18 protein-coding genes and 1 riboswitch are annotated in these 21,168 nt (G+C 45.9%); of the genes, 7 read left to right on the top strand and 11 right to left on the bottom strand.

Annotated elements, in window-relative coordinates:
* Positions 1–131 precede the first annotated feature (131 nt).
* Entirely contained in the window at positions 132–1,349 is a 1,218-nt protein-coding gene (locus H595_RS0107350; protein ID WP_027670630.1) for a pyridoxal phosphate-dependent aminotransferase, read from the top strand.
* 180 nt (positions 1,350–1,529) lie between these two features.
* Here the strand turns inward: H595_RS0107350 and H595_RS0107345 are convergent, their stop codons facing one another.
* Positions 1,530–2,432 (bottom strand): cation diffusion facilitator family transporter, encoded by a 903-nt coding sequence (locus H595_RS0107345; RefSeq protein WP_027670629.1) that lies wholly within the window; start codon positions 2,430–2,432, stop codon positions 1,530–1,532.
* A gap of 164 nt (positions 2,433–2,596) precedes the next feature.
* Here H595_RS0107345 and H595_RS0107340 point away from each other — a divergent pair, with 164 nt between their 5' ends.
* Positions 2,597–3,994 (top strand): alanine/glycine:cation symporter family protein, encoded by a 1,398-nt coding sequence (locus H595_RS0107340; RefSeq protein ID WP_027670628.1) that lies wholly within the window; start codon positions 2,597–2,599, stop codon positions 3,992–3,994.
* A 7-nt stretch (positions 3,995–4,001) separates the two neighbouring features.
* Here H595_RS0107340 and H595_RS0107335 read toward each other — a convergent pair whose 3' ends face one another.
* Complete coding sequence (locus tag H595_RS0107335; RefSeq protein ID WP_027670627.1) at positions 4,002–4,310, bottom strand: YebG family protein; 309 nt, start codon at positions 4,308–4,310, stop codon at positions 4,002–4,004.
* 204 nt (positions 4,311–4,514) lie between these two features.
* Here H595_RS0107335 and H595_RS0107330 point away from each other — a divergent pair, with 204 nt between their 5' ends.
* Together H595_RS0107330 and H595_RS0107325 are read left to right on the top strand one after the other, a co-directional pair.
* Positions 4,515–5,801 carry an anti-phage deoxyguanosine triphosphatase gene (locus tag H595_RS0107330; protein ID WP_027670626.1) on the top strand — a complete coding sequence of 429 codons (1,287 nt, stop codon included), beginning with the start codon at positions 4,515–4,517 and terminating at the stop codon, positions 5,799–5,801.
* Positions 5,802–5,826: 25 nt separating this feature from the next.
* Positions 5,827–6,870, top strand: a complete 1,044-nt coding sequence (locus tag H595_RS0107325) for a patatin-like phospholipase family protein (RefSeq protein WP_027670625.1) — start codon at positions 5,827–5,829, stop codon at positions 6,868–6,870.
* An 86-nt stretch (positions 6,871–6,956) separates the two neighbouring features.
* Here H595_RS0107325 and H595_RS0107320 read toward each other — a convergent pair whose 3' ends face one another.
* A complete protein-coding gene (locus H595_RS0107320) occupies positions 6,957–8,246 on the bottom strand; it encodes a cyanophycinase (RefSeq protein WP_027670624.1) in 1,290 nt (429 codons plus the stop codon).
* Positions 8,247–8,422: 176 nt separating this feature from the next.
* On the opposite strand from H595_RS0107320, the gene H595_RS0107315 reads away from it, so the two are divergent.
* On the top strand, positions 8,423–8,815 hold the full coding sequence (locus H595_RS0107315) for an MAPEG family protein (RefSeq protein ID WP_027670623.1): 393 nt from the start codon (positions 8,423–8,425) through the stop codon (positions 8,813–8,815).
* 147 nt (positions 8,816–8,962) lie between these two features.
* Here the strand turns inward: H595_RS0107315 and H595_RS0107310 are convergent, their stop codons facing one another.
* On the bottom strand, positions 8,963–9,367 hold the full coding sequence (locus H595_RS0107310; protein WP_027670622.1) for a DUF6911 family protein: 405 nt from the start codon (positions 9,365–9,367) through the stop codon (positions 8,963–8,965).
* Entirely contained in the window at positions 9,364–13,710 is a 4,347-nt protein-coding gene (locus tag H595_RS21825) for a cytidine deaminase-like fold-containing protein (protein ID WP_051219780.1), read from the bottom strand. Before H595_RS21825 ends, H595_RS0107310 begins: the two co-directional genes overlap by 4 nt.
* 290 nt (positions 13,711–14,000) lie before the next feature.
* Here H595_RS21825 and H595_RS21820 point away from each other — a divergent pair, with 290 nt between their 5' ends.
* On the top strand, positions 14,001–14,942 hold the full coding sequence (locus tag H595_RS21820; RefSeq protein ID WP_051219779.1) for a hypothetical protein: 942 nt from the start codon (positions 14,001–14,003) through the stop codon (positions 14,940–14,942).
* 1 nt (position 14,943) lies between these two features.
* On the opposite strand, the gene H595_RS0107295 is transcribed toward H595_RS21820, so the two are convergent.
* From H595_RS0107295 to H595_RS0107275, 5 genes are all read right to left on the bottom strand, one after another.
* Complete coding sequence (locus H595_RS0107295; RefSeq protein ID WP_027670621.1) at positions 14,944–15,759, bottom strand: cobalamin-binding protein; 816 nt, start codon at positions 15,757–15,759, stop codon at positions 14,944–14,946.
* The gene (gene cobO / locus H595_RS0107290; RefSeq protein WP_027670620.1) at positions 15,756–16,361 is read right to left on the bottom strand and encodes a cob(I)yrinic acid a,c-diamide adenosyltransferase; all 606 of its coding nucleotides are present in this window, start codon (positions 16,359–16,361) and stop codon (positions 15,756–15,758) included. Before cobO ends, H595_RS0107295 begins: the two co-directional genes overlap by 4 nt.
* Positions 16,362–16,370: 9 nt before the next feature.
* Positions 16,371–17,363, bottom strand: coding sequence for a FecCD family ABC transporter permease (locus H595_RS0107285; RefSeq protein ID WP_037054026.1), 993 nt, complete (start codon positions 17,361–17,363; stop codon positions 16,371–16,373).
* Positions 17,363–18,136, bottom strand: a complete 774-nt coding sequence (locus H595_RS21815) for an ABC transporter ATP-binding protein (protein ID WP_037054023.1) — start codon at positions 18,134–18,136, stop codon at positions 17,363–17,365. The genes H595_RS0107285 and H595_RS21815 overlap by 1 nt, the downstream gene beginning before the upstream one ends.
* Before the next feature lie 72 nt (positions 18,137–18,208).
* Positions 18,209–18,389: riboswitch (cobalamin riboswitch) on the bottom strand.
* A 73-nt stretch (positions 18,390–18,462) separates the two neighbouring features.
* Entirely contained in the window at positions 18,463–18,855 is a 393-nt protein-coding gene (locus H595_RS0107275; RefSeq protein ID WP_027670618.1) for a hypothetical protein, read from the bottom strand.
* Positions 18,856–19,049: 194 nt separating this feature from the next.
* Between H595_RS0107275 and H595_RS0107270 the strand changes: the two genes are divergently transcribed.
* The gene (locus H595_RS0107270) at positions 19,050–20,045 is read left to right on the top strand and encodes an extracellular catalytic domain type 2 short-chain-length polyhydroxyalkanoate depolymerase (protein WP_027670617.1); all 996 of its coding nucleotides are present in this window, start codon (positions 19,050–19,052) and stop codon (positions 20,043–20,045) included.
* Here H595_RS0107270 and H595_RS0107265 read toward each other — a convergent pair.
* Positions 20,042–20,797, bottom strand: a complete 756-nt coding sequence (locus H595_RS0107265) for a MipA/OmpV family protein (protein ID WP_027670616.1) — start codon at positions 20,795–20,797, stop codon at positions 20,042–20,044. The two genes, H595_RS0107270 and H595_RS0107265, sit on opposite strands and share 4 nt — an antisense overlap.
* Positions 20,798–21,168 lie beyond the last annotated feature (371 nt).

The following is a 21,168-nucleotide window of genomic DNA, read 5'->3' as shown; positions in this document are numbered from 1 at the left end:
AGTGTTTTAGTGCTTTTATTTCAGAAAACCCGCGGCCATCCATTGCAAACAGACCGCAGTTATGTAAAAACTATTGCCTGTAGCAATATAGCTATCTGGACGTTTAAAATGGAGACAGTAAGGTCGTTGTTATGAAACCAATAGAGCGCTCAACTAAATTAGATGGTGTCTGTTATGACATCCGCGGCCCTGTCGCAAAAGAAGCAAAACGCATGGAAGAAGAAGGACATCGGATCCTCAAGCTTAATATTGGCAATCCTGCGCCCTTTGGTTTTGAAGCACCGGATGAAATTCTCAAACACGTGATGCACAACTTGCCAACAGCGCAAGGGTATTCTGACTCGCAAGGTATTTACCCGGCACGTGTTGCAGTAGCACAGTACTATCAACAACGCGGGATCCCCAGCGCAGATGCAGATGATGTTTATATTGGCAACGGGGTATCAGAGCTTATTCTTATGTCTTTGCAAGCATTGCTAAACAATGCTGATGAAGTACTGGTACCGTCACCTGATTACCCGTTGTGGACAGCCGCTGTTAATCTGGCAGGCGGTAAAGCAGTGCATTATCGTTGTGATGAACAACAAGACTGGTATCCAGACCTTGATGACATTAAAGCAAAAATCAGCAAAAGAACTAAAGCGATAGTGTTAATCAATCCTAATAACCCAACCGGTGCTGTGTACAGTAAAGCCTTTTTATTGGACCTGTTAAAAATTGCCCGCGAACATAGTTTGGTAGTGTTGAGTGACGAAATTTATGACAAAGTGCTTTACGACGGTACAGAGCATGTAAGTACCGCTTCGCTGGCAAATGATTTGGTAATGCTTACCTTTGGTGGCTTGTCGAAAAATTACCGCATTGCAGGCTTTCGTGTAGGTTGGCTGTTTATATCCGGTGCTAAACAACTGGCGCGACAATATATTGAAGGGTTGAACATATTGGCATCAATGCGACTTTGCGCCAACGTGCCCTGTCAGCATGCGGTACAAACAGCGTTAGGCGGTTACCAAAGCATTAACGAGCTGGTGGTGCCAGGCGGACGCCTATATGACCAAATGGATCTCGCGCACAAGCTGGTAACAGAAATTGACGGTATTAGCTGCATGCGCCCTCAAGGTGCCATGTACTTGTTTCCTAAAATTGACCGAAAAAAATTCCGCATCAAAGATGATGAACTCTTTGTATTGGATTTTCTGCGGCAACATAAGGTGTTGTTGGTGCATGGCCGCGCGTTTAATTGGCCAGAGCCGGACCACTTTCGTATTGTCTTTTTACCGCATAAAGATCAATTATCCGCGGCTATTGGCAAACTCGCACAGTTTTTACCCGGTTACAGCCAGTCTTAGTAACGAAAAAGGCAGCGAGCTTAATGCGAGTTTGTTAAGTTGTCAGCTGCCATCCAGATTGCCCACGCTAACACGCCGTAAACCCAACCGTGGTGGCTCGTTTCAGCCCATCCAGGGCTTCAACGGTTAGCTTAGGGCAATCCGATTCTGCTTAATTCGTTTACTATATATACTCATTTATTAGTGTTGATCCCGGCAACGCTCCCCTGCCAGCTCAAATTCAACTGTCGTGTGGCTAAGTTTATACGGCGCAAGTAACTGTGCAATCTGTTGTTTGTAAGCCAACTGCTGGGCTAAATCCGAGGGGGTGTTAATTTCAACGTGCATCGTAAGCACATGTTGTTCACCATCTAGAGACCACAAATGTAAATGGTGAACCGACGCAACAAACTCTAACTGTGATAATTTTTGAAAAATATCCTGCTGTAACGCAGGATCAGGGCTAACCTGCAAAAACAGTGCAAGTGTTTGCTTTAAACTCTTTACCACATTCACCAGTATAAAAAGTGTAAAAGCAATACATAGCGCCGGGTCTAACCATGCCCAACCGGTAAAGTACATTAATATTGAACCCAAGAGCACGGCAACCCATCCCAATACATCCTCTAATAGATGCCAACTAAGTACTTTTTCATTTTGCGTTTTACCACGGCGCAAACGCAGCACTGCGGCACCATTTACCGCAATACCCAAAATTGCCAACACAAACATGCCACCGGTATGCGGTAACTGCGGTTGCAACAATCTTGGAATGGCCTCTGTTAAAACCCAAGCAGAACCAAATAACAAAATGGCGCTGCTGATTAACGCCGACAATAAAGACCAACGCCGGTAGCCATAACTATAACGTTGCGTAGGCTTTTTGTTTGCTATTTTACTGGCAACCCAGGCAAAACCTATCGCCATACTGTCACCTAGGTCATGAATGGCATCAGCGATTATCGCCACACTATTGGTGAGTATTCCACCAACAATCTCCAGTAATGCGAAACCAAAATTAAGCCAAAACGCCAACGCAATATTACTGCTTTCGCTATGGTTCGCATGATGATGACTATGATCATGATGATGATGTTTATGCACAGGGGTTATCGCATTAAGTGTGATACTGGATACTTGCCAGCATATGAAGAAAACACCACGGTTACAATGCACAATGATGAACAACAGATAATTTCTTGTTTCTACATCAATTACACAGTAATCTTGCGAAAAACATTAGCCATCCATACTGCTGAAGTAATTTAATGAATAACGACTTTTCTTTTCAACAGGCTTTTGAGAACCTGACATCTCATCTTGCTGCGGCAGTTTTTTATGCTTTTGATGTCAATGGAGTAAGTATACCGCTGGTATTAATTTGGCTGGTGAGTGGTGCCTTGGTCTTTACCTGCTATTTAGGCTTCATTAATGTTAGGGGCTTTGGTCACGCTATCCGTTTATTAAAAAACAATAAAACTGGTACTGCAGCGGGCGAAATTACACCATTTCAAGCACTAAGTACCGCCCTATCCGGTACTGTTGGCACAGGCAACATTGCTGGTGTGGCTATTGCAATCAGTCTGGGCGGCCCGGGAGCGACATTTTGGATGATTGTTGCCGGTCTGCTAGGCATGTCGACTAAATTTGTTGAATGTACACTGGCGGTAAAGTATCGCCAGTTAAATGCAGATGGTAGCGTGTCGGGCGGCCCTATGTATTACATTAAAGCCGCACTGGATAAAGTTAACCTGCCATTACTTGGTACGGTTCTCGCCATGGCGTTTTCGGTGTTTGTCATTTTTGGCTCGGCAGGATTTGTTCATGTTAATCAAGGCTTTGTGCAGGTTAAGACCGTAACTGGTTTTGACAACGCTTGGCTGTTTGGTGTTATTTATGCCTTGTTAGTTGCTGCTGTAATTATCGGTGGCTTAAAAAGCATTGCGCGGGTTACCAGTAAATTAGTGCCGTTAATGTGCGGCGTTTATCTGTTGGCATCGGTTATTGTTATGTTGCATCACGCTAGCGCGATACCCGCAGCGTTGTGGTTAATCGTACAAGGCGCGTTTACCCCCGAAGCCAGTTATGGCGGCTTTATTGGGGTACTCATTCAGGGGTTTCGCCGGGCGGCCTATTCTAACGAAGCCGGTATTGGTTCCTCCCCTATTGCCCATGCTGCAGCACAGGTAAAAGATCCGGTAAGCCAAGGGTTTGTTGGTCTGTTAGAGCCCTTTATTGATACAGTAGTAATTTGTACCATTACCGCCTTGGTCATCATTCTGACTGGTGCTTACCAAACGCCGGGGTTAGACGGTGTGCAAATTACATCAGGCGCGTTCGCTTCGGTATTCAGCTGGTTCCCTTGGATACTCATGGTAGCGCTGCTGTTATTTGGTTTTTCTACCGTTATCAGCTGGTCTTACTATGGACTAACCGGTTGGCGTTACTTGGTGGGCCACAATGAACGGTTAACCCAGCTCTATAAAGTGTTTTTTTGTATCATTGTCTCAATGGGCGCAGTACCTAATGTTATGGCCGTGTTCGATTTTATTGATTCAATGATATTTTTAATGGCTGTACCTAACATACTTGCACTGTATCTGCTTTTACCTGAGGTAAAAGCAGATCTACGCACTTATTGGCAGCAGCGGCACCTAAGCCGCTAATCAGTCGTTAAGCTGCGCGTTCTACCGCAGCAATACTGGCTTTATTTGTTTTATCACCTTTAGCAGTTTTATCGGTTTTAGCGGCTGGCTTTTTTGCGCCCAACGCAACCAGTAGCTCATCTTTTTGCTGCGCCATATACAACGCTAATGTTTCGCTTAATTGTTCGTCAGTAATTAAGGTGCTAGCGGCTAAAAAACGCGATAGTTCATCAGCAGTATCCAACATTTTATCGTATGCATCTGCTTCTGCTTTAGAAGTAAAAGTCATTTTTTCTGCTCCGTTACGTTCTACTACATACTTGATGATCACAGCCATGGTGTTTTCCCCTGATTAATTTACTGTTCTTTTATACAGTATCATTTATCTACTGTCGACTGCTTTTTGCTGGTCAGCATAATAATAGACAAGACTAAGGTAGCGCTCGAACTTTTATGCTAGTTGGCGTAAGATAAACAACTAGTCTTATTGCGGCACTTCAGATTGGACGCTTTATAGCGCTTTGAATTAACAAGGAATTTTATGCCAGACTCACTATGGTCTCAACGCCGCTCTTCAACCAGTATTAGCAGACCAGGCGATCAACGTAGCCCTTGGCAACGTGATCGGGCAAGAATTCTTCACTCTGCCGCTTTTCGTCGTTTACAATCTAAAACACAAATCTTAGGTATTGGACAAAATGACTTTTACCGCACCCGATTAACACACTCTTTAGAAGCGGCGCAGATTGGCACTGGGTTGGTTAGCCAACTCAGAGCAAAAGTTACCTCAACAGAGCGCGTTTTTTTACCGGATGACAGCCTGATGGAAGCACTTTGTCTGGCACATGATATCGGCCATCCGCCTTTTGGCCATGGTGGCGAAACCGCACTTAATTATAAAATGTTGCATGCAGGTGGCTTTGAAGGCAATGGCCAGACACTGCGGATCGTTGCTAAATTGGAACCATACACCCAGCACCATGGTATGGATTTATCCCGACGTACTTTGCTTGGTTTATTAAAATATCCCGTACTTCAGCCTGATTTTAGCCAGGAAGTATTAGCCGCAACCAACCCGTTAAATTTAACACCATGGAAGCCTGCGAAAGCCATATTCAATGATGATGCCGACATCCTGAACTGGATACTGGCACCCTTATCTTCCACTGATAAAACTTTATTTCAAACCACTGAAACACTGAACGCATCACCCTATATTAAAGCGCGCTATAAATCGTTAGATGCTTCCATTATGGAGCTTGCTGACGACATTGCGTATGGTGTTCACGATTTAGAAGACGCCATTGTGCTGGGTAATATTAGCCAGGAACAGTGGCAGCAACATACTGCCGCAGACTGGGCTGTGCTACCCAAAACACTGCATAAACTTATGCAGCAAATTAGCGTGGATCTTTTTAGCAACCAGCATCATCTTCGCAAAGATGCTATTGGCTCATTGGTTAACATGTTGATCAGCTCAGTAAGCATGTATCAAGTTTTACCGCATGCTGAGGAGCCACTAATTCGCTACAATGCCAAACTAGACGACGCACCACAGGCTATTTTGCAGTGCCTTAAGCAAGTGGTTTACCGCTGCGTTATTTCTAAACCAGATATTCAGCAGTCGCGTTTTCGTTGTCAAAACATGCTGATGGCGTTATTTGACGCCTTTAATTCAGATCCGTCACGTTTATTACCAGCCAATACACAACAACGCTGGAGCCAGGCTGAAGCACCGCTTAAAAGCCGAGTCATTTGTGACTATATTTCCGGTATGACAGATGATTATGCCGAGCATATGTATCGTCGGCTCTATGCCAGCAGTTAAGTGATTTAAAACAGGTAGTTGTATTTTGACACACTCAGTATTACGCGTATTAGCCGGTGAAACAGCCTTGCGCCATATTCAGCAACATGGCCTGAATCAAGCGGATTTTAATGTGATGGTTGGCGCCAGCGGCGGACCAAAATGGTTTTGTTTGTTTGGTTTGGATCAATATCTGTTTGGTGAGTTTTTCCGCCAACGTAGCACTGCATTACATATTCTTGGGAGCTCAGCCGGTGCATGGCGCTTTGCCTGCTTTGCGCAAGACGACCCCGCTGCCGCATCTAGGCGGTTTTGTCAGGCGTATGCGAATATTACTTTCGCCAAAAATGCCAGTACCGCTGAAATAACGGCACGTTCGGCTGCAGTAATCGATGATGTATTTCCAACGGAACAACACTTGCAACAAGTGTTGGACAATCCGGTGATTAAGCTTAGTTTTGTTGTAGCAAAAGCACGACGCTTGTCATCAGCCAGGTCGAAATTATTACAAGCCGGCAGTTTGACGTTAGCCGCCGGCGCAAACCTTATCGGCCGCAAAAACCTACAGTACTTTTTTCAACGGGTTTTATTTCATGTCGCTGGCGAACCGTCACCGTTTCACTATGCCGGCACCTTGCCAACTCAACATGTTAGCTTAACAACGGCCAACCTAAAGCAAGCCATACTGGCAAGTGGCTCAATTCCAATGGTGTTAAATCCAGTAGAGAATATCACCGGTGCCGGGGCAGGTTTATATTACGATGGCGGAGTAACAGACTATCATTTTGATTTACCCTTTAGTGATAAAGGCTTGGTGCTTTACCCACATTTTTATACCAGCTTAACCCCGGGCTGGTTCGACAAAGCGTTAAAATGGCGCAAAGCCAACCCAGCTCACTTACACAATGTGGTAATGCTGTGCCCCAGTGAAGCTTGGGTTAAGTCGTTGCCGTTTGGTAAAATACCAGACCGTAATGATTTTAAACTGCCAGACCAGATACGTATAAATTATTGGCAGCAAGTGATTCACCGTTCACATGAACTGGCAGACGCCTTAAAGCAAGGCGACTACCAACTAGAAGCGCTTTGAACAAAAGGCGTGTTAAAAAACTCGAGGTTACGCCGCGTAACTAACTGTATAAAAGCGGCGTAACACATTGCACAATCGAGCAAAACTTAAGGGGCAAGTTCTGTCACACTAAAGCGGCTTGGCGTAATGCTAAGTTTAACATTGTAGGCACTGCCATTATCCTTTAAACCGTCCAGGTATTGCCAGTAACCCTGCGTTTGCTCATCTTGACTAAAACGCAAGGTAAACCCTATACCCTCGCCTTGCATTAAATAGCTTACAACCTCTGAGGCCCCTTTGTTGTCGACCAAGTCGAAGGTCAGCATGTCTTTTAGTCGCGTATTGCGGCTAAATACACCAGACACCACCGGTTTTGCAATATTCAGATATTCGCTGCCGACGGTAGCCAACTTGTCTGGTTGCGGTTCAAACTGCCTTGTCGTCAGATCAAATATATCACCGCCCTGCAAAATGCTAAGCCGAACATTATTTATCTGGTAGCCCTGCGAGTTTTCGATCTTTTGCGCTTGCGAGACATCAACTAAAGTTACAGCCCCATTGCCAATGGCCTCTAGCTTTTTCGACGCAGCATCAAACACTAAAGCGCTGTCTTCATCAATGCCAAAACCCAGAGGAAAACGAGCCTTGTTTAGTTCTGTTGCCACAATAAGCCGCCCAAAACGGGCTTTTCTATCAAAGTGCTGATCAATAATGCCATGACTAAAAAAACCTAAGCCTCGGCTTAGCATCAACGGGCCATTTTCCTGATCTTGCATACCGTTATAACTGTCAGTAAGGCCTTGTGTTAAAGCGCCCCAGGAGTCGCCGGCGGCTATCATCACTTCACTCATTATTGCAGCACCTGCACTGGTGCCGCCAATAACCCCACCGCGTTGGTATAACGCGTGTATAGCAGTTAGCAATGGTGTATCGATGTCGTCTTTTCTCAGCGCGGCGGTAATATTCAGCTGATCCCCGCCTAAAAACCACACCGCTGTATAGGACGACAAATCATCTGCAAGCGCTTGTTTCATCGCATTATCGCGCCATGTACTTTCATCTTGATCTGGTGTTGATTTATCGTCCGATAACGCAACAGGCATTAAGGTGACGCGCTCTGGTGCTACACCATAGCGAACCATATCGCTTATAAATTGTTTAAAATATTTAACCGGCTGGCCACTCGCTGCAGGTATCACGGCAATTTTAGCGGCCTTGTCTCCTGCTAAACTGATAAAACGCTGGTATACCACTGCATTTGAACTACTTAACGCTCCACCAACCATCACCAAGGAGCCTGCAGCGCTTTTAGGCTGAACAGGCTCTGCCACTGGTGCTGCATCAGAGCAGCCCGACAATACGGCGAGTGCCGCCAACGTAACAACATATTGCTTCAATTTTTTATGCTCCATTTTTGTTTATAACATACGGTTTTATTATTTTTGTTCCGCAGGCCCAGAGTATCAGAATTACACTGGTAACGTCAGCTACGAACCAGTAAGCTAACGCTATAACCTTATCAAACACACTTTATTCCGTAACGGCTATTTCTACTTCAACGGAGACACGTTTAATGCTATCGGCACTACTTCTGACATTATTTATCGCGATGTTGTTACCCTATTTGGCTAAAGCACCATTGGCGTTTGCGATGCAAAAAAGCGGCGGTTACGACAACAACAACCCCAGGGTGCAGCAAGCGGCGCTGCAAGGCTTTGGCCAACGGGCAAATGCAGCACATTACAATAGTTTTGAAGCGTTATTGATATACGCCTGTGCCGTATTTACCGTGATGGGGTTAAATGCTGTAGACGAGACAACCGTGTTAATGGGCTGGGTATTTATTGCCAGCCGGGTCGCGTATCTGTTTTGCTATTGGCTGAACTATGCCACAGCCCGCTCGTTAGTTTGGGCAGTGGCAATGATAGCAGCGCTAAGCATGGCTGGCAGAGCGCTGCTCGTTTAGCGGTGTTATTGATGGGTATTGCTGATGCGCAGTTAACAGATCGCATGTTTTTGGATACGGAGTTAGTTCCTGGAGGCTAATGAGTGAACCTATAGCTCCTATAATCGAAGCAGATATCAGCAATAAAATAGGCTGGAAATTGTGTGGCTAACTCATTAATAACTCGGAAACGTTACCTGAATCGGCAAACTCTTTAAAAATTGAACAAACAACTTGGAAATCACGGGTTATCGATTTTGCAGAATATAAATCTCCCAAAATCGGTATTAGCGTGCTATCGGAGCTAGTATTACTAATAGTCCTTACACCACTATCGCCGTCGTCATCATACTCATTGAGCATGATTAGATAATTACCTTTATCACAGTGCAAAGTTAATTCGTATGGCCCAACTTCTGGCTCGGGAACAGCCCTAAGCACAACTACACTGTCTACTCCCTTTAAAGATATAAGTGTGTCTTCAATGGCGCGATAATTTGGATCAGATATTGTTGGCAGTTGTTGGCGTTCAAAATCAACGCCCATGATATAGCCGCCTAATATTGTACTCATGGTTTCACCTTAATTGACTTCATACCAGACTTCCAGTGATACGTCTTTGGTAATCCTGTTATATCATCGGTTGCTTGAATGGTTAAGGAATTCAATTCAGCCTTTTCTGCCGCCGCCGCTATGTCTCCCTTACAATAACCACATACATCTTTGCCTGTTACTGCCATAGACATATTTGCACCTTTTGTTTTACCAGCATCCGCAGCTTGCTGTATTGCTCCAATCTCAGCATGCGCCGTACTCATATTTCCATTTGGTAATTCTTTACCTGTTTTTGCCTCTTTGGCCAATACCCTTTCTGATATTAAAGTCGGCTTATTAGCATCTGCTCCAACTCGAGCAGTTTGGTTCACGTCACTAAAAACAGAGCCATTAACTTCAGCTTTTGCTGTTACGACAGGTTTGTCTGGAACAACCTTAGCACCATTTTTAAGCGATTTCCCGACAGCACCCGCCCCCAGCACAGTGCCGACTAATTCTACTGACTTATGCGCTGCCATGGCAAGCAGTGGAGAGGCGGTCGCTTCCAGTGTTGCGTCACCCAGCGCGGCCATGTTTTGCTCGTAGTATTTATCGACTACTGGCGCAACAACACCTGCGACTTTTTCGCCCGCGTCTGTCAGCGGCCCTATTTGCTTTTCTTGTACACTTTCTATGGTATGAGCAGCCGCACCAACATCACCACCGGATATGGCTAAAGTAACTAAGCCTGCGCCACCGGCTACAATGTCTACGCCGGTATTTAGTATCCCGGTCACCACTAAATCTGCCGTACCAACGATACCATCTAATAAACCAACAGAACCATCCTCTTTGGCACATAACCCCAGCGGATCTATCCAATTTACATGATTCGGTGCGTACTGGTAATGGTTTATGCCACCGAGCAGCCCTATTGGGTCTTGGCTGATAAAACGGCCAGTTTGTGGGTCGTAGTATCTAAAATGGTTGTAGTGTAACCCGCTTTCGCTGTCATAATACTGGCCTTGAAAGCGGATTGGGTTGTCGATTTTATTAACCGTTACTGTGGCTTTACCGAATACTGAATAGTTAGCCTGCCAGACGATATTGTTGTCGCTGTCGGTTAAACTTAGCGGTGTGCCCAGTTGGTCTAATTGGTAATAGTACAGCTGGCCTTGTTTAACCAACGCCAAAGGCTTGTTGCTGTTTGGCTCGTAAATGTACCAGCTAAATTCGCCCTGGCTGTATTCGCCGGTTAGGGTGTTGCCTTGCCATAAATAATCAATGCGGCCCGTGGCGGTTATCTTGGCGCTACGTCGGCCAAAGGCGTCATATTCGTAACGCGTTACGCCATTATGATTGCGTAAACTGCTTAGTTGGTTAAAACCATTATATTCACGCAGCTCACGCTTACCCGGCGCGGTGGCACTTAACTGGTTGCCACTGTCGTCGTACTGGTACTGGTTGTCGTGGTAGCGCAGCAGGCGGTCTTGTTTAACATCAACCTCATCACCTGCAGGGTTACCAAAGCTGTCCCACTGATGCTGCTCGTTTTGGCTGGGCTCGGTGCTGTGCGTTTTGCTTACCAGCTGGTCCAGGGCATTGTATTGATAGCTTGTGTCACCGTGTTGGTTATCCGTTACGTTTAGCAACTGATGTAAGGCGCTGTAGCGATAGTGTCGCTGATGCGCGCTGCTGCTATTTGCACCGTGTTGCCACTGCTGGGTAGTTAGCCGGTTAAAACTGTCGAACTGCTGGCTTAACTGTAAGCCACTGGCATATTCCCTTGCCGTTTCACGACCTGCATTGTCAAAGCTGCGCCACAATATTGGCTGCTGGTTTAATGCTAATTGCGACAGCTGGCCTTGTGCGTTATAACGATAATCCAGCACGGTACCATCAGGCAAGATGGTGCTGGCACGACGGCCATTGGTGTCATATTGGTATAGCGTGCGCCAGTCATCGCGCCATTGCTCGTTTAGCTGGCCATTAGCATGATAAGCAAAACGCAATTTACACTGGGCATTACTGGCTCTTAAAGGCCGGCCAATTTTATCGTAGTGAAAGTGGTTGCTGGTTAGTTGCTGCTGAAACAGCGCTTGCTGCTCAATAATACGGCCGCGACTGTCGCGCCGAAGTTTGATTTGTCGCTGCTCACCGTCACATACGGTATTAACATGGCCATTAATGTCATACTGGTACTGCTGAGTACGACCATCAAAGCCTTGCAGCGCTATTGGCCGCTCCTGACCGTCATAATCTAACTGATAACGGGCACCGTCGCTGCGCATAATAGCGGTAAGATTACGCTCTTTATCGTATTCATAATGCAAAGCGCTGCCATCGGGTTGTAACTGTTTTACCGGCTGACTTAGCCCCTCATATTCCCATTGTGTCGCATCGCCCAGTCTGTTCTGTTTATGGGTAAGTCGCCCGGCACTGCCGTACGACAAAAGCTCAGTGTGCACCTTATCTGGCTCACTTTGGGCATATTGGCGTAACGCGACAATTTGGCCAGCATTGTTACGTTGATACTCGGTCACTAAACCGGACGCATCTACCGTGCCATTTAACCGGCCCAGGGTGTCATAACTAAACCGGGTTACCGCCTCGCCTTGCTTGCGGGCTAGTAGCTGGCCTTCGCTGTCCCACAAATAATGCTCAATATTGCCATTGGCCTGTTTTAGGGTGGTTAACTTCCCATCCTGATTGTACTCATATTGGCTTATGGTGCCGTCAGGGTGCTGCTCTGATTTAAGTAAGCCACCTGCGGTGTAATCACGCTGCCAATGCGCGCCTTCGGCATCAGTAAAGCCACAGCGCTGCCCCAGCGAATTGTACTGAAAATGGCTAATAGCGCCGTCGGCTTGCTCTACCGTTATGAGTTGCCCTACCTCATTAAAGTAGTAACGCGTAACGCCACCATCGGGCGCCGTTTCCGCACTTTTCTTGCCCAGGCTGTTCCAGCTGTAAAGCCAGGTAGCGCCATCGGGCGCGACTTTTTTAATCAACTGATTACGTTCGTTGTGGAAATACTGCCAGCATTGGCCGCGGCTATCTGTGCTGGTTGCGGTGCGCGAGGCTTCATCGTACGTAAACTGGTAATCGTAATTACCGTCGTCGCCCCAGTTGCGGCTACAACGCGCGGTCGGTCCATCGCCTAACCAACTAAAAAAATGTTTAAAACCACTGGCACGCTGACGCACCGTAATTAAGTGTGCTTGATAGTTATACTGTTCAGTTTGTCCGGCCTGATTTGTCGCAGTAACAAGATCGCGCTGCTCGTCATACTGATACTGCGCCAGCGTCACATCTAACTTTGCCAACCCGGTATCGGTTTTTTGCACCACGGCTATATGACTTAACAACCCGGCGTTATTGTAGTAAAGCTCTACACCGCGCTTGCGGGTGTAGTCTATGCGGCTTAACCGGTTGGCACGGTCATAATACAGTTGTAAGTAGTTACCCAAACTGTCAAAAATTTGATGTAGTGCCCAGCGCTTAGCTTGCTTAGGGTTGTCTGATGCCACCGGTACAAACACCCAATGAGTGTTATCTTGCTTTAACAACACCAGGCTGCCATTGTCCTCATGGCGTAGTGCCAGCCCTTCGCTTAGCTGATAACTGGTTTGTCCTACTGCTACAGGTTTAAAGCTTAAACGGCGCCCTTCTTCATTGTGTAACACCAACAACGGTTCGTCGTCATCAGTTAATGTGCTGACAATTTGCAAATGAAAATTACTGCGCCAACCAAAGCCCATACCCACGTTTTCATGACACTGACTGGAACGGTAAGTACGCTGAAACTGCAGCGGTAATGGACCTGGTAGTTCAAAATCGACCAGCTCCAGAATTTCCTCACCGGTACACATCGAAACAGGATCGCCTTCTTTAGCAACATCTGCATTTTGAGGTGTGGCGATATCCACGGCATTGCTACCAGAGGCGTCAGAAACAGCCGCTGTTGTATCAGCATCAGACACATTGCTGCTAGCACTGTCATCCCTGCCACCCGGGTTTAGCGGTTTTTCCGAGCCGGCGGCAGAGCTACTTAACACCGGTGACGATTCAATCTGCGGTACTGGTTTGGGTAAGGCAAACACAAACAACTTACCATTAACAATGGCATCGGCCAACGCCGCAAAAACAGTGGTTCTATGCTCCACCACCTGCATAGAAAGCGCTGCTCCACCAAACCAACCGTAAACCTGAACGATGTCACCGCCAGCGGTAACTGCATCAGGGAAATTAGCTTTTAGAAACTGCGCCGCATCGGCTGCCGAGCTAAACGACTTCAAACTGCCTTTTGATGTGGTTTTGGTGGTGCTAAATGCAAACACCTCAGCATAACGACTTTTTAATTCAATTAAATTCGCTGCCATGTTGCTATACTTCCTTGTTATTTACTAAAGTACCGGCCTGGGAAAACACGGCAACAGCACGATACAACGCCGGTGATAACTCGCATTGCAAGGTTAAGCCCTGTAAATAACCACGCTGATAACCGCGATAAACATGCAGTAATCGATATAAACCGCCACAAGCCCCTAATTCACCCGTGGCATAAGACGCGAAGACATGTGCTGTCGCCGCTGCGGTTTTAGTAACATGCTGGGGTGGCTGGTATTATTATCAACAAAACCAAACCATATTAACTAGCTACGAGCAACGATTGGCTGATACAACAGCAGAGCAGCAACAATATCAAAAGCTAGCCGAGGGCGACGTTAGCCAATTGCTTAATGTAATAGCGTTAGCTGAGACAAAACCGCTGCAACGCGATGCGCTATTAAGACAGCAACAAAATAAAGTATTAATGCATTTTGAACAGCAAATTGATCAACTGATCAGTGATCGTAGCTTTGCATATCCGAATTATCCTGAAATTGAGAAAATACTGGCGCAAGCCAGTGCGCTTTATCCTGATTCACATTATTTAGCCGGATTAAGTGCAAGTATGCTGCGCAGCAAACAAACAGCCATTGATGTATTGCGATCCCAATTAAATCAATTGTTACTCAATCAACAATATCAAAAACAAAATGATGCTCCAGATCTGTATAGCATTAAAGCCGCACTAAAACGCGTCGATTTAAATTACGTTATAGAACCCGACACTGAAGAAACTGCAAGCTATATCGCCGCTTTTGAAAAAGCAGTCTCGAGCAATGATGCCATCGCACTGCAGCAGCTTATTATGGCTGGAGAGCTAATTTTTGCGCAGCATCAAGACACGGCTGAATTAGTAACAAAAGGCCAGCAGCTAGCCAGTGCCGTTGATGCTATGGCATCTTATCGAAGTGCTGTTGAATTAGGTAATGCGGAAAGCTTCCCCTATCAGGCAGCAGAGCTATTTTACCAGCATAGTTTTTCTACCATGACTAACGAACTTGCTGTCAGTGAAAAAGCGGCTGAAATAGATGCAGTCTACGAAAAGCTTCAGCAATTTAGTACGCTAGTTCCAAACGACTTTTCATTACATGTTGCCCTACGTCGCAAGCTGGCTGATAAGTACCTTAGTTTGTCCGGACAACTATTACAGTCTAACCAGGTACGAACAGCAGAACGTTTAATGCGTCGTGCAAATGAACTGATGAGTAGTGTAAATAGTTAAGTTAGCGAAAAGCATCAACACCCTCGCATAATTGCTGTATGCCCAGCAAAGTGCGGGGGGTCGTGCGATACAAATAATCTGCATTTACCGATAGAAACTGATGTTTTTGTACTGCAGGTAGTGTTACAAACCGCTGCCAAAAGCTGAAATCCGCAGCAAAATTAGGCCGCACCGGTTGAATGATAACCTCAGGCCTTGCTGCAACAACCTGCTCTATTCCCACCTGTGGATAGTCGCCTTTAACGTTTCTAAAAGTATTGTCCGCTGCACATAACGTTAGCATTTGCTGCGGCCAGGCATTGTTCGCTACGGTGCTAACTGGAGCGGTTCCCATAGCAAAAAATACGGGTACAGGAGCTTTATGCTGATACTTACTGCGCAGCGCTGATAATTGGCGATTAAAACGGTTTGCTTCTTCATTCGCGATGTCTTGCATGCCTACTCGCTTTCCTATCATGCGAAGTTCTTTAGCAATATCTTCCAATGTAATGGGATCTGAAAACGCGACGTTAACGCCAAATTGTTGTAAGCGCTTTATATCTGACTGCGGATTCCCTGTACGCCATGCAATGACTAAATCGGGCTTTAGTGCCAGTACCGCTTCTATATTAACGCTGGCATAACTCGCTACACGAGGTAACGTTTGTGCTTCGGATGGAAAATCACTGTAATCACTTACTGCAACGAGTCTGTCCCCTGCGCCGATGGCGTATAGCATTTCGGTGATATGAGGCGCCAGCGCGACAATGCGTTGCGGGTTGGGTTCTGCCTGTGCAGCAACATTAAACAAAACACAGAGCAATAATAGTTGCCTCACCAATCCACTCCACGCTGCGCCTTAATGCCATGGTCAAACGCATGTTTAACGTTTTGCACCTCGCTAACCGTATCTGCAAGTTCAATTAGACGGCGATGACACGCCCGTCCCGTAATAACAACATGCTGTTTTACCGGTCGGTTTAGCAAGGCCTTTTCTATGCGCTCTAGAGATAAATAGTGGTAACTCAGCATGTACGTCAGTTCATCTAACAACACCATGTCAATTGACGGGTCAGCTAAGAATCGCTCTGCCTGCAACCAAACGCGCTCTGCTGCATCGATGTCAGCAGCTTTGTCCTGAGTGTCCCAGGTAAAACCCGTTGCCATTACGGCAAATTGAACACCATGCTCCTCAAGTAAGTTACGTTCGCCGCACTCCCAGCTGCCTTTAATAAACTGCACCACCGCTGCAGTAAACCCATGCCCAACCGCGCGCGCAACCGTACCAAAACCTGAAGTAGACTTTCCTTTACCATTACCGGTAATCACCAGTAACAATCCTTTGTCATCTGTGGCCGCAGCAATAGCGCTATCAACCTGAGTTTTTAGTCGCTGCTGACGTTCACGGTGGCGTTGTTGTTTTAGCTGTTCTGTTGTCATATCACTTCGCTATAGCCGTTGCCGGCGCATGATTAAAAGAAAAAATATACTGCCCACTAACGACGTAATAACACCCAGTGGAATCTCCTGCTGTGGCAGCACTGTACGTGCTACATTATCCACCCAGATCATAAACAATGCGCCAATAATGGCTGAGCCAAATAACAATCGTACTGATGTAACACCAAAAAAATGTCTAACGATATGCGGCACCATTAACCCGACAAAGGCGATACCACCACATTGTGAAACTATACAAGCGGTTAACAGTGCTGTTGCTAATAACAAAACCAAACGCAAACGTAAGGTATTCACTCCAAGTGTACGGGCGCTTTCATCACTGAGTAATAAGGCGTCAAGCTGACGGCGCAGTGCCAGCGCCAGTAAAAGTACTAGTAATACTATAGGAGCTAGCAGCAACACACTTAACCAGTCGGTTCGGCTTAAACTCCCCATTAACCAAAACATAATGCGATTTGCGGCAAAGGGTTCAGCAAAGTAGAGTACAAAGCTGCTAATCGCACTTAGCATAAAAGATACTGCCACGCCGGCCAGTAAAGTAATTTCTACTTTGCGCCAGTGTTGTCCGGCACACACTACAAAAACCAGTAACACCGCAAACAATGCCCCAACAAATGCACCCAGCGCCATACTAATAAGGTGTGGCGGCAAGACAACGCTCACCAAGGTAGCACCTAAGCCTGCTCCGGCCATCAAACCAAACAGATAGGGATCCGCTAATGGATTACGACTGGCGTTTTGCAAAATAGCGCCGGAAATGGCTAAACCGGCGCCGACTAACACCGCACAGAGCAATCGGGGTAAGCGGATTTGAAAAATTATTGTTTCGGTTAAGTCTGACTGTGTAGCTTGACCAACCAACACGTTAAATACATCGGTCAAAGAGATATTCACACTACCTAATGTCAGACTTATTAGCATACTGGCAAGTAATAACAGTATAGATAACCCCATGGCCAACCGATAATGCCGTTTTAACATCAGTGGGCTCCTTGGTTAGGCATAAACGTGACCTGGAGCTTGTTAAGCAACGGGTGCATTGTTACCTCGCAGGCTAAGCCAAACACTTGTTGCAGTAACTCACTTCGCAACACCTGCTCCGGTGTGCCAAAAGCACACTGCTGACCTTGGTTTAATAGCAGTATTTTGTCGCAATATAACGCTGCAAGGTTAAGATCATGCAGGCAAGCTAACGCGGGAATACCCAAGCCGCTAACAAGCTGAAGTACCTGATGCTGATACAATACATCTAAATGATTTGTCGGTTCATCCAATAACAACAATGCAGGTCGTTGCACTAGTGCACGGGCAATATAAAGCCGCTGGAGTTCACCACCAGATAAGCTATCAATCAGTTGATTAGCTTTACCGTTTAAACCTACCTTTTGCAAAGCTTGCGCAACGATGTGTCTATCGTGACTATGATTTAACTCAAACCAGTTTTTATGAGGTAACAGCCCCATAGTCGCAACTTGCTCAACCGTGAGCGCAAACAAAGGTGCGGGGTTTTGACTAACAACGGCGACAGTTTTAGCCAGCTCAGCCGTTTTATAGTGCAGTAAGGGGCGTTGTTGTAGCAGAATTTGTCCGTTGTCTGCGGCTAATGCCCCCTGTACAACGCGCAATAAGCTGCTTTTTCCTGCGCCATTGGGGCCTATAACACCAATAAACTCGCCTGGAGCCAAAACAAAATTAACATTTTGTAGCACCGCTTGGTTTCCAAGCGTAAGCGAAACAGCTGACAGCTTTAGCAAAACCCACTCCTGACAATAGCAGCAGAGAGCCTTACACAAAGGCACTGGTGCTGCTGTGAACTCCCGCACAGAGGCGTAACTAGGGCTTAGGCAGGTCTCCTGACTTAAAGTGATAACCCACAATCGCCTTCCCAGCCCTTAGGGCCAGTGGCATTTGATTGCAGCACTTATTACAGTTGCGGGGACAGTGCAGGTATTTCACCTGTTTCCCTTTTAAGCAGGCATAGCCTACACCAAAGCAAGACGTAGTGTACCAGAAAACATTTTATCTGGACAAAGTGAAACCGCCAGCAATAAGCTGGCGGTTTTGGATGTGCGAAGTAATGTTACTCTAACGCGCTAAGCAAGGTTTTATCTAAGCCATCTTCGGTCAGTATCTTAACAACAGCCTGACAATGCTCAACGGTAAAATCGCCTTCAGCAATTTGCGTATTTAACATGTTACGGCGTTTCATCACTATATCAGCAACCATTTTTTGGTTTGCCCCGTCAACGCCGCCCATTTTGCTGTAAAGCTTATCCAAATAGGGATATAAACTTTTCTCTGCATCATAAGCCGCAGAACGCACAGCAGGATGGAAATCTTCACACGCGTTTAAATTCAGCAAGTAAAAATTCAGATAACCGGCAACGGTCACCAGTTTGTAATCTTGAGTATTTGCTACAGCGGCCGAGGAAAACGCTACGGCAGCAATCATTGCACTGGCCCATTTTTTCATTATGACGTCCTGTTTTTCATCTAGCACTGCTGTTCAATCTAACCAGAAAGTGCTGTTTTTGCAATGTTAAGTTGCTAAAAAGCGTGTATGCCATTTTACTGTAGTATAACTTTGTTGCTGTACTAAAGCCTTATTGTCTATTCATACGGTATGTGCGAAATATAGTTTATAACACTGCAATTTCAGGATCCCTCATGCAAGCACGTAATTTATCAATATTTACGCTGTTATCGGCGATAAGCTATGCCGCATTAGCAACATCACCAATACCAGAATTACAGTTAACGAAACAAATTACGCTATCGGGTTTGTCAAGCGGCGCCTACATGGCTGGACAATATCACCAAGCTTTCGCTGAACAAGTAGAAGGTGTTGCTATGCTGGCTGGAGGGCCGGTGTATTGTGCTCAAAATAGTCTTGGTCTCGCCTTAGAGCTTTGCTTTAACAAAGCCACCAGCGCGCCAGATCTTGAAGCTATTGAAAACTACTTAACTGAAAAGCGCCAAACGCAAAAGCTGGCACCATTGTCTGCTCTTGCTGATGACAATGTATGGATATTTAGTGGTACGAAGGACACTACCGTACATCCCAAGCTAGCTCAGGCGCTGTATAAACAGTATACGCAGTGGGTGAAACCCGAGCATATTGTGCTAATTAATGACATGGCTTTTGGTCATACCTTTCCAACAGACAGAACTGATCTTGGGGCCTGTGACATATCAGAACCACCTTATCTGGCCAGTTGTCATTACGATGCGGCAGGCGCGTTACTACAACATTTACTGGGCACTATCAAAGCCAAAAGTGAAACATCAACTGGTAACCTATTAAAAATTAACCAGTTTCAGATGTCAGAAGCGTCAAAAAGCACCTTGGCTGAAACAGGCTACTTATACGTGCCAAAAACTTGTGCTGCAGGTGCATCGTGCCGGCTACATGTTAGTTTTCATGGTTGCAAACAAAATGCGGCCAGTGTTGGTGAGGCCTATGTTGCTGGCACCGGTCTGAATAACTATGCTGACACCAATAATATTGTAGTGCTTTATCCACAAACCACGGCAAGTAGTATTAACCCGTTTAATCCAAACGCGTGTTGGGATTGGTGGGGTTACACTGGCGCAGAGTATACCACCCGCGACGGTAGTCAGTTGCAGGCTGTATATCAGTTGGTACAAGCGTTACAGCATTAGAAAAATGTCGACCAGGACAAGAACGCTGACAGCCCGGTATCACGATCAGTTAACGGGCTGTTGCTAATGCTGCTGTCATACCAATGATGCTCGATACCGAGTCGGGTCATTCCACCGAAAAATAATGGCGTACTAAAAGACACTCCTGCATTGTAATTAAAAGCGCCTCCGGCGTTATAAGCCAGACGATCAGCGGTAGCTTCTTCTACCGGAACACCGTAATAGTAGTTAACCAACTTGTTATCAGAATAACTAACACCCACTTTAGGCTCAATCACAACAGGACCTGCCCGATAGCTATAGCTCAATGCTAGTTTTGACTCCTGTCCATTGGAGTTGCCCAACAAATCAAATACTGTATCGGCTTCGAGCAACCAGGCTTGTTGGCGCAGTTGCACACCAAACCCGCCATCAAGTGAATTTTTTCTTTTTGCCATGCCCACAAACACACGGCTGTCAGACTGGTCAAACCCGGCAAATCTCGGTGCAAGCTTTGCGCTAAAACTAATATTGCCAAAATCTACCAGGGTGTAACTGGCAAAAGGTCCGTAAACTGACAATCTTTCACCGCGATATCCTAATATAGGTAACGGTATTGTACGGTTACTATACCCACGATAAATCTCCTGATTTACGCCAATACCAATGCCATACAAAAATCCCTGAGGGGCAGCATTTTGCGCCAACGCAGAAGTAGTGCATAGCATGGCAACACCTAAAACTGCTGCTGAAAAATAACGACTCACGCTCATTTGATAACCTTATATTAAATAATATTCTGCACATAACAGCACAGGTTGCTGACAATTTGATTACGCAATTCAATGCCAAACCGATCTATCAATGATGCTATCCCCTGCACGGCGCAAACACCCTCTAAAATGATTCATTGATAGCAAATGAGTTTGTTAAATAGCTTAACCAATTAGCAATACGAGTAGTCCCAGCGCCAATATTATTACTGTCGCAACAGCCAGTTTATTCGCATCGTGGTAGAACGACCCATTACTGAGCCGCCCCCACACAGATCCGGACGTGCGGAATTACCGCATCCGGCTCTTCAGTTATATATTCACTCGTGTAAAACACGCCCTTAATACCAGTCAACATGGATAATTCGCTT

It is taken from the genome of Rheinheimera baltica DSM 14885 (assembly GCF_000425345.1).
GTDB lineage: Bacteria > Pseudomonadota > Gammaproteobacteria > Enterobacterales > Alteromonadaceae > Alishewanella > Alishewanella baltica.
This window is presented reverse-complemented; position numbering and strand designations above follow the sequence as displayed.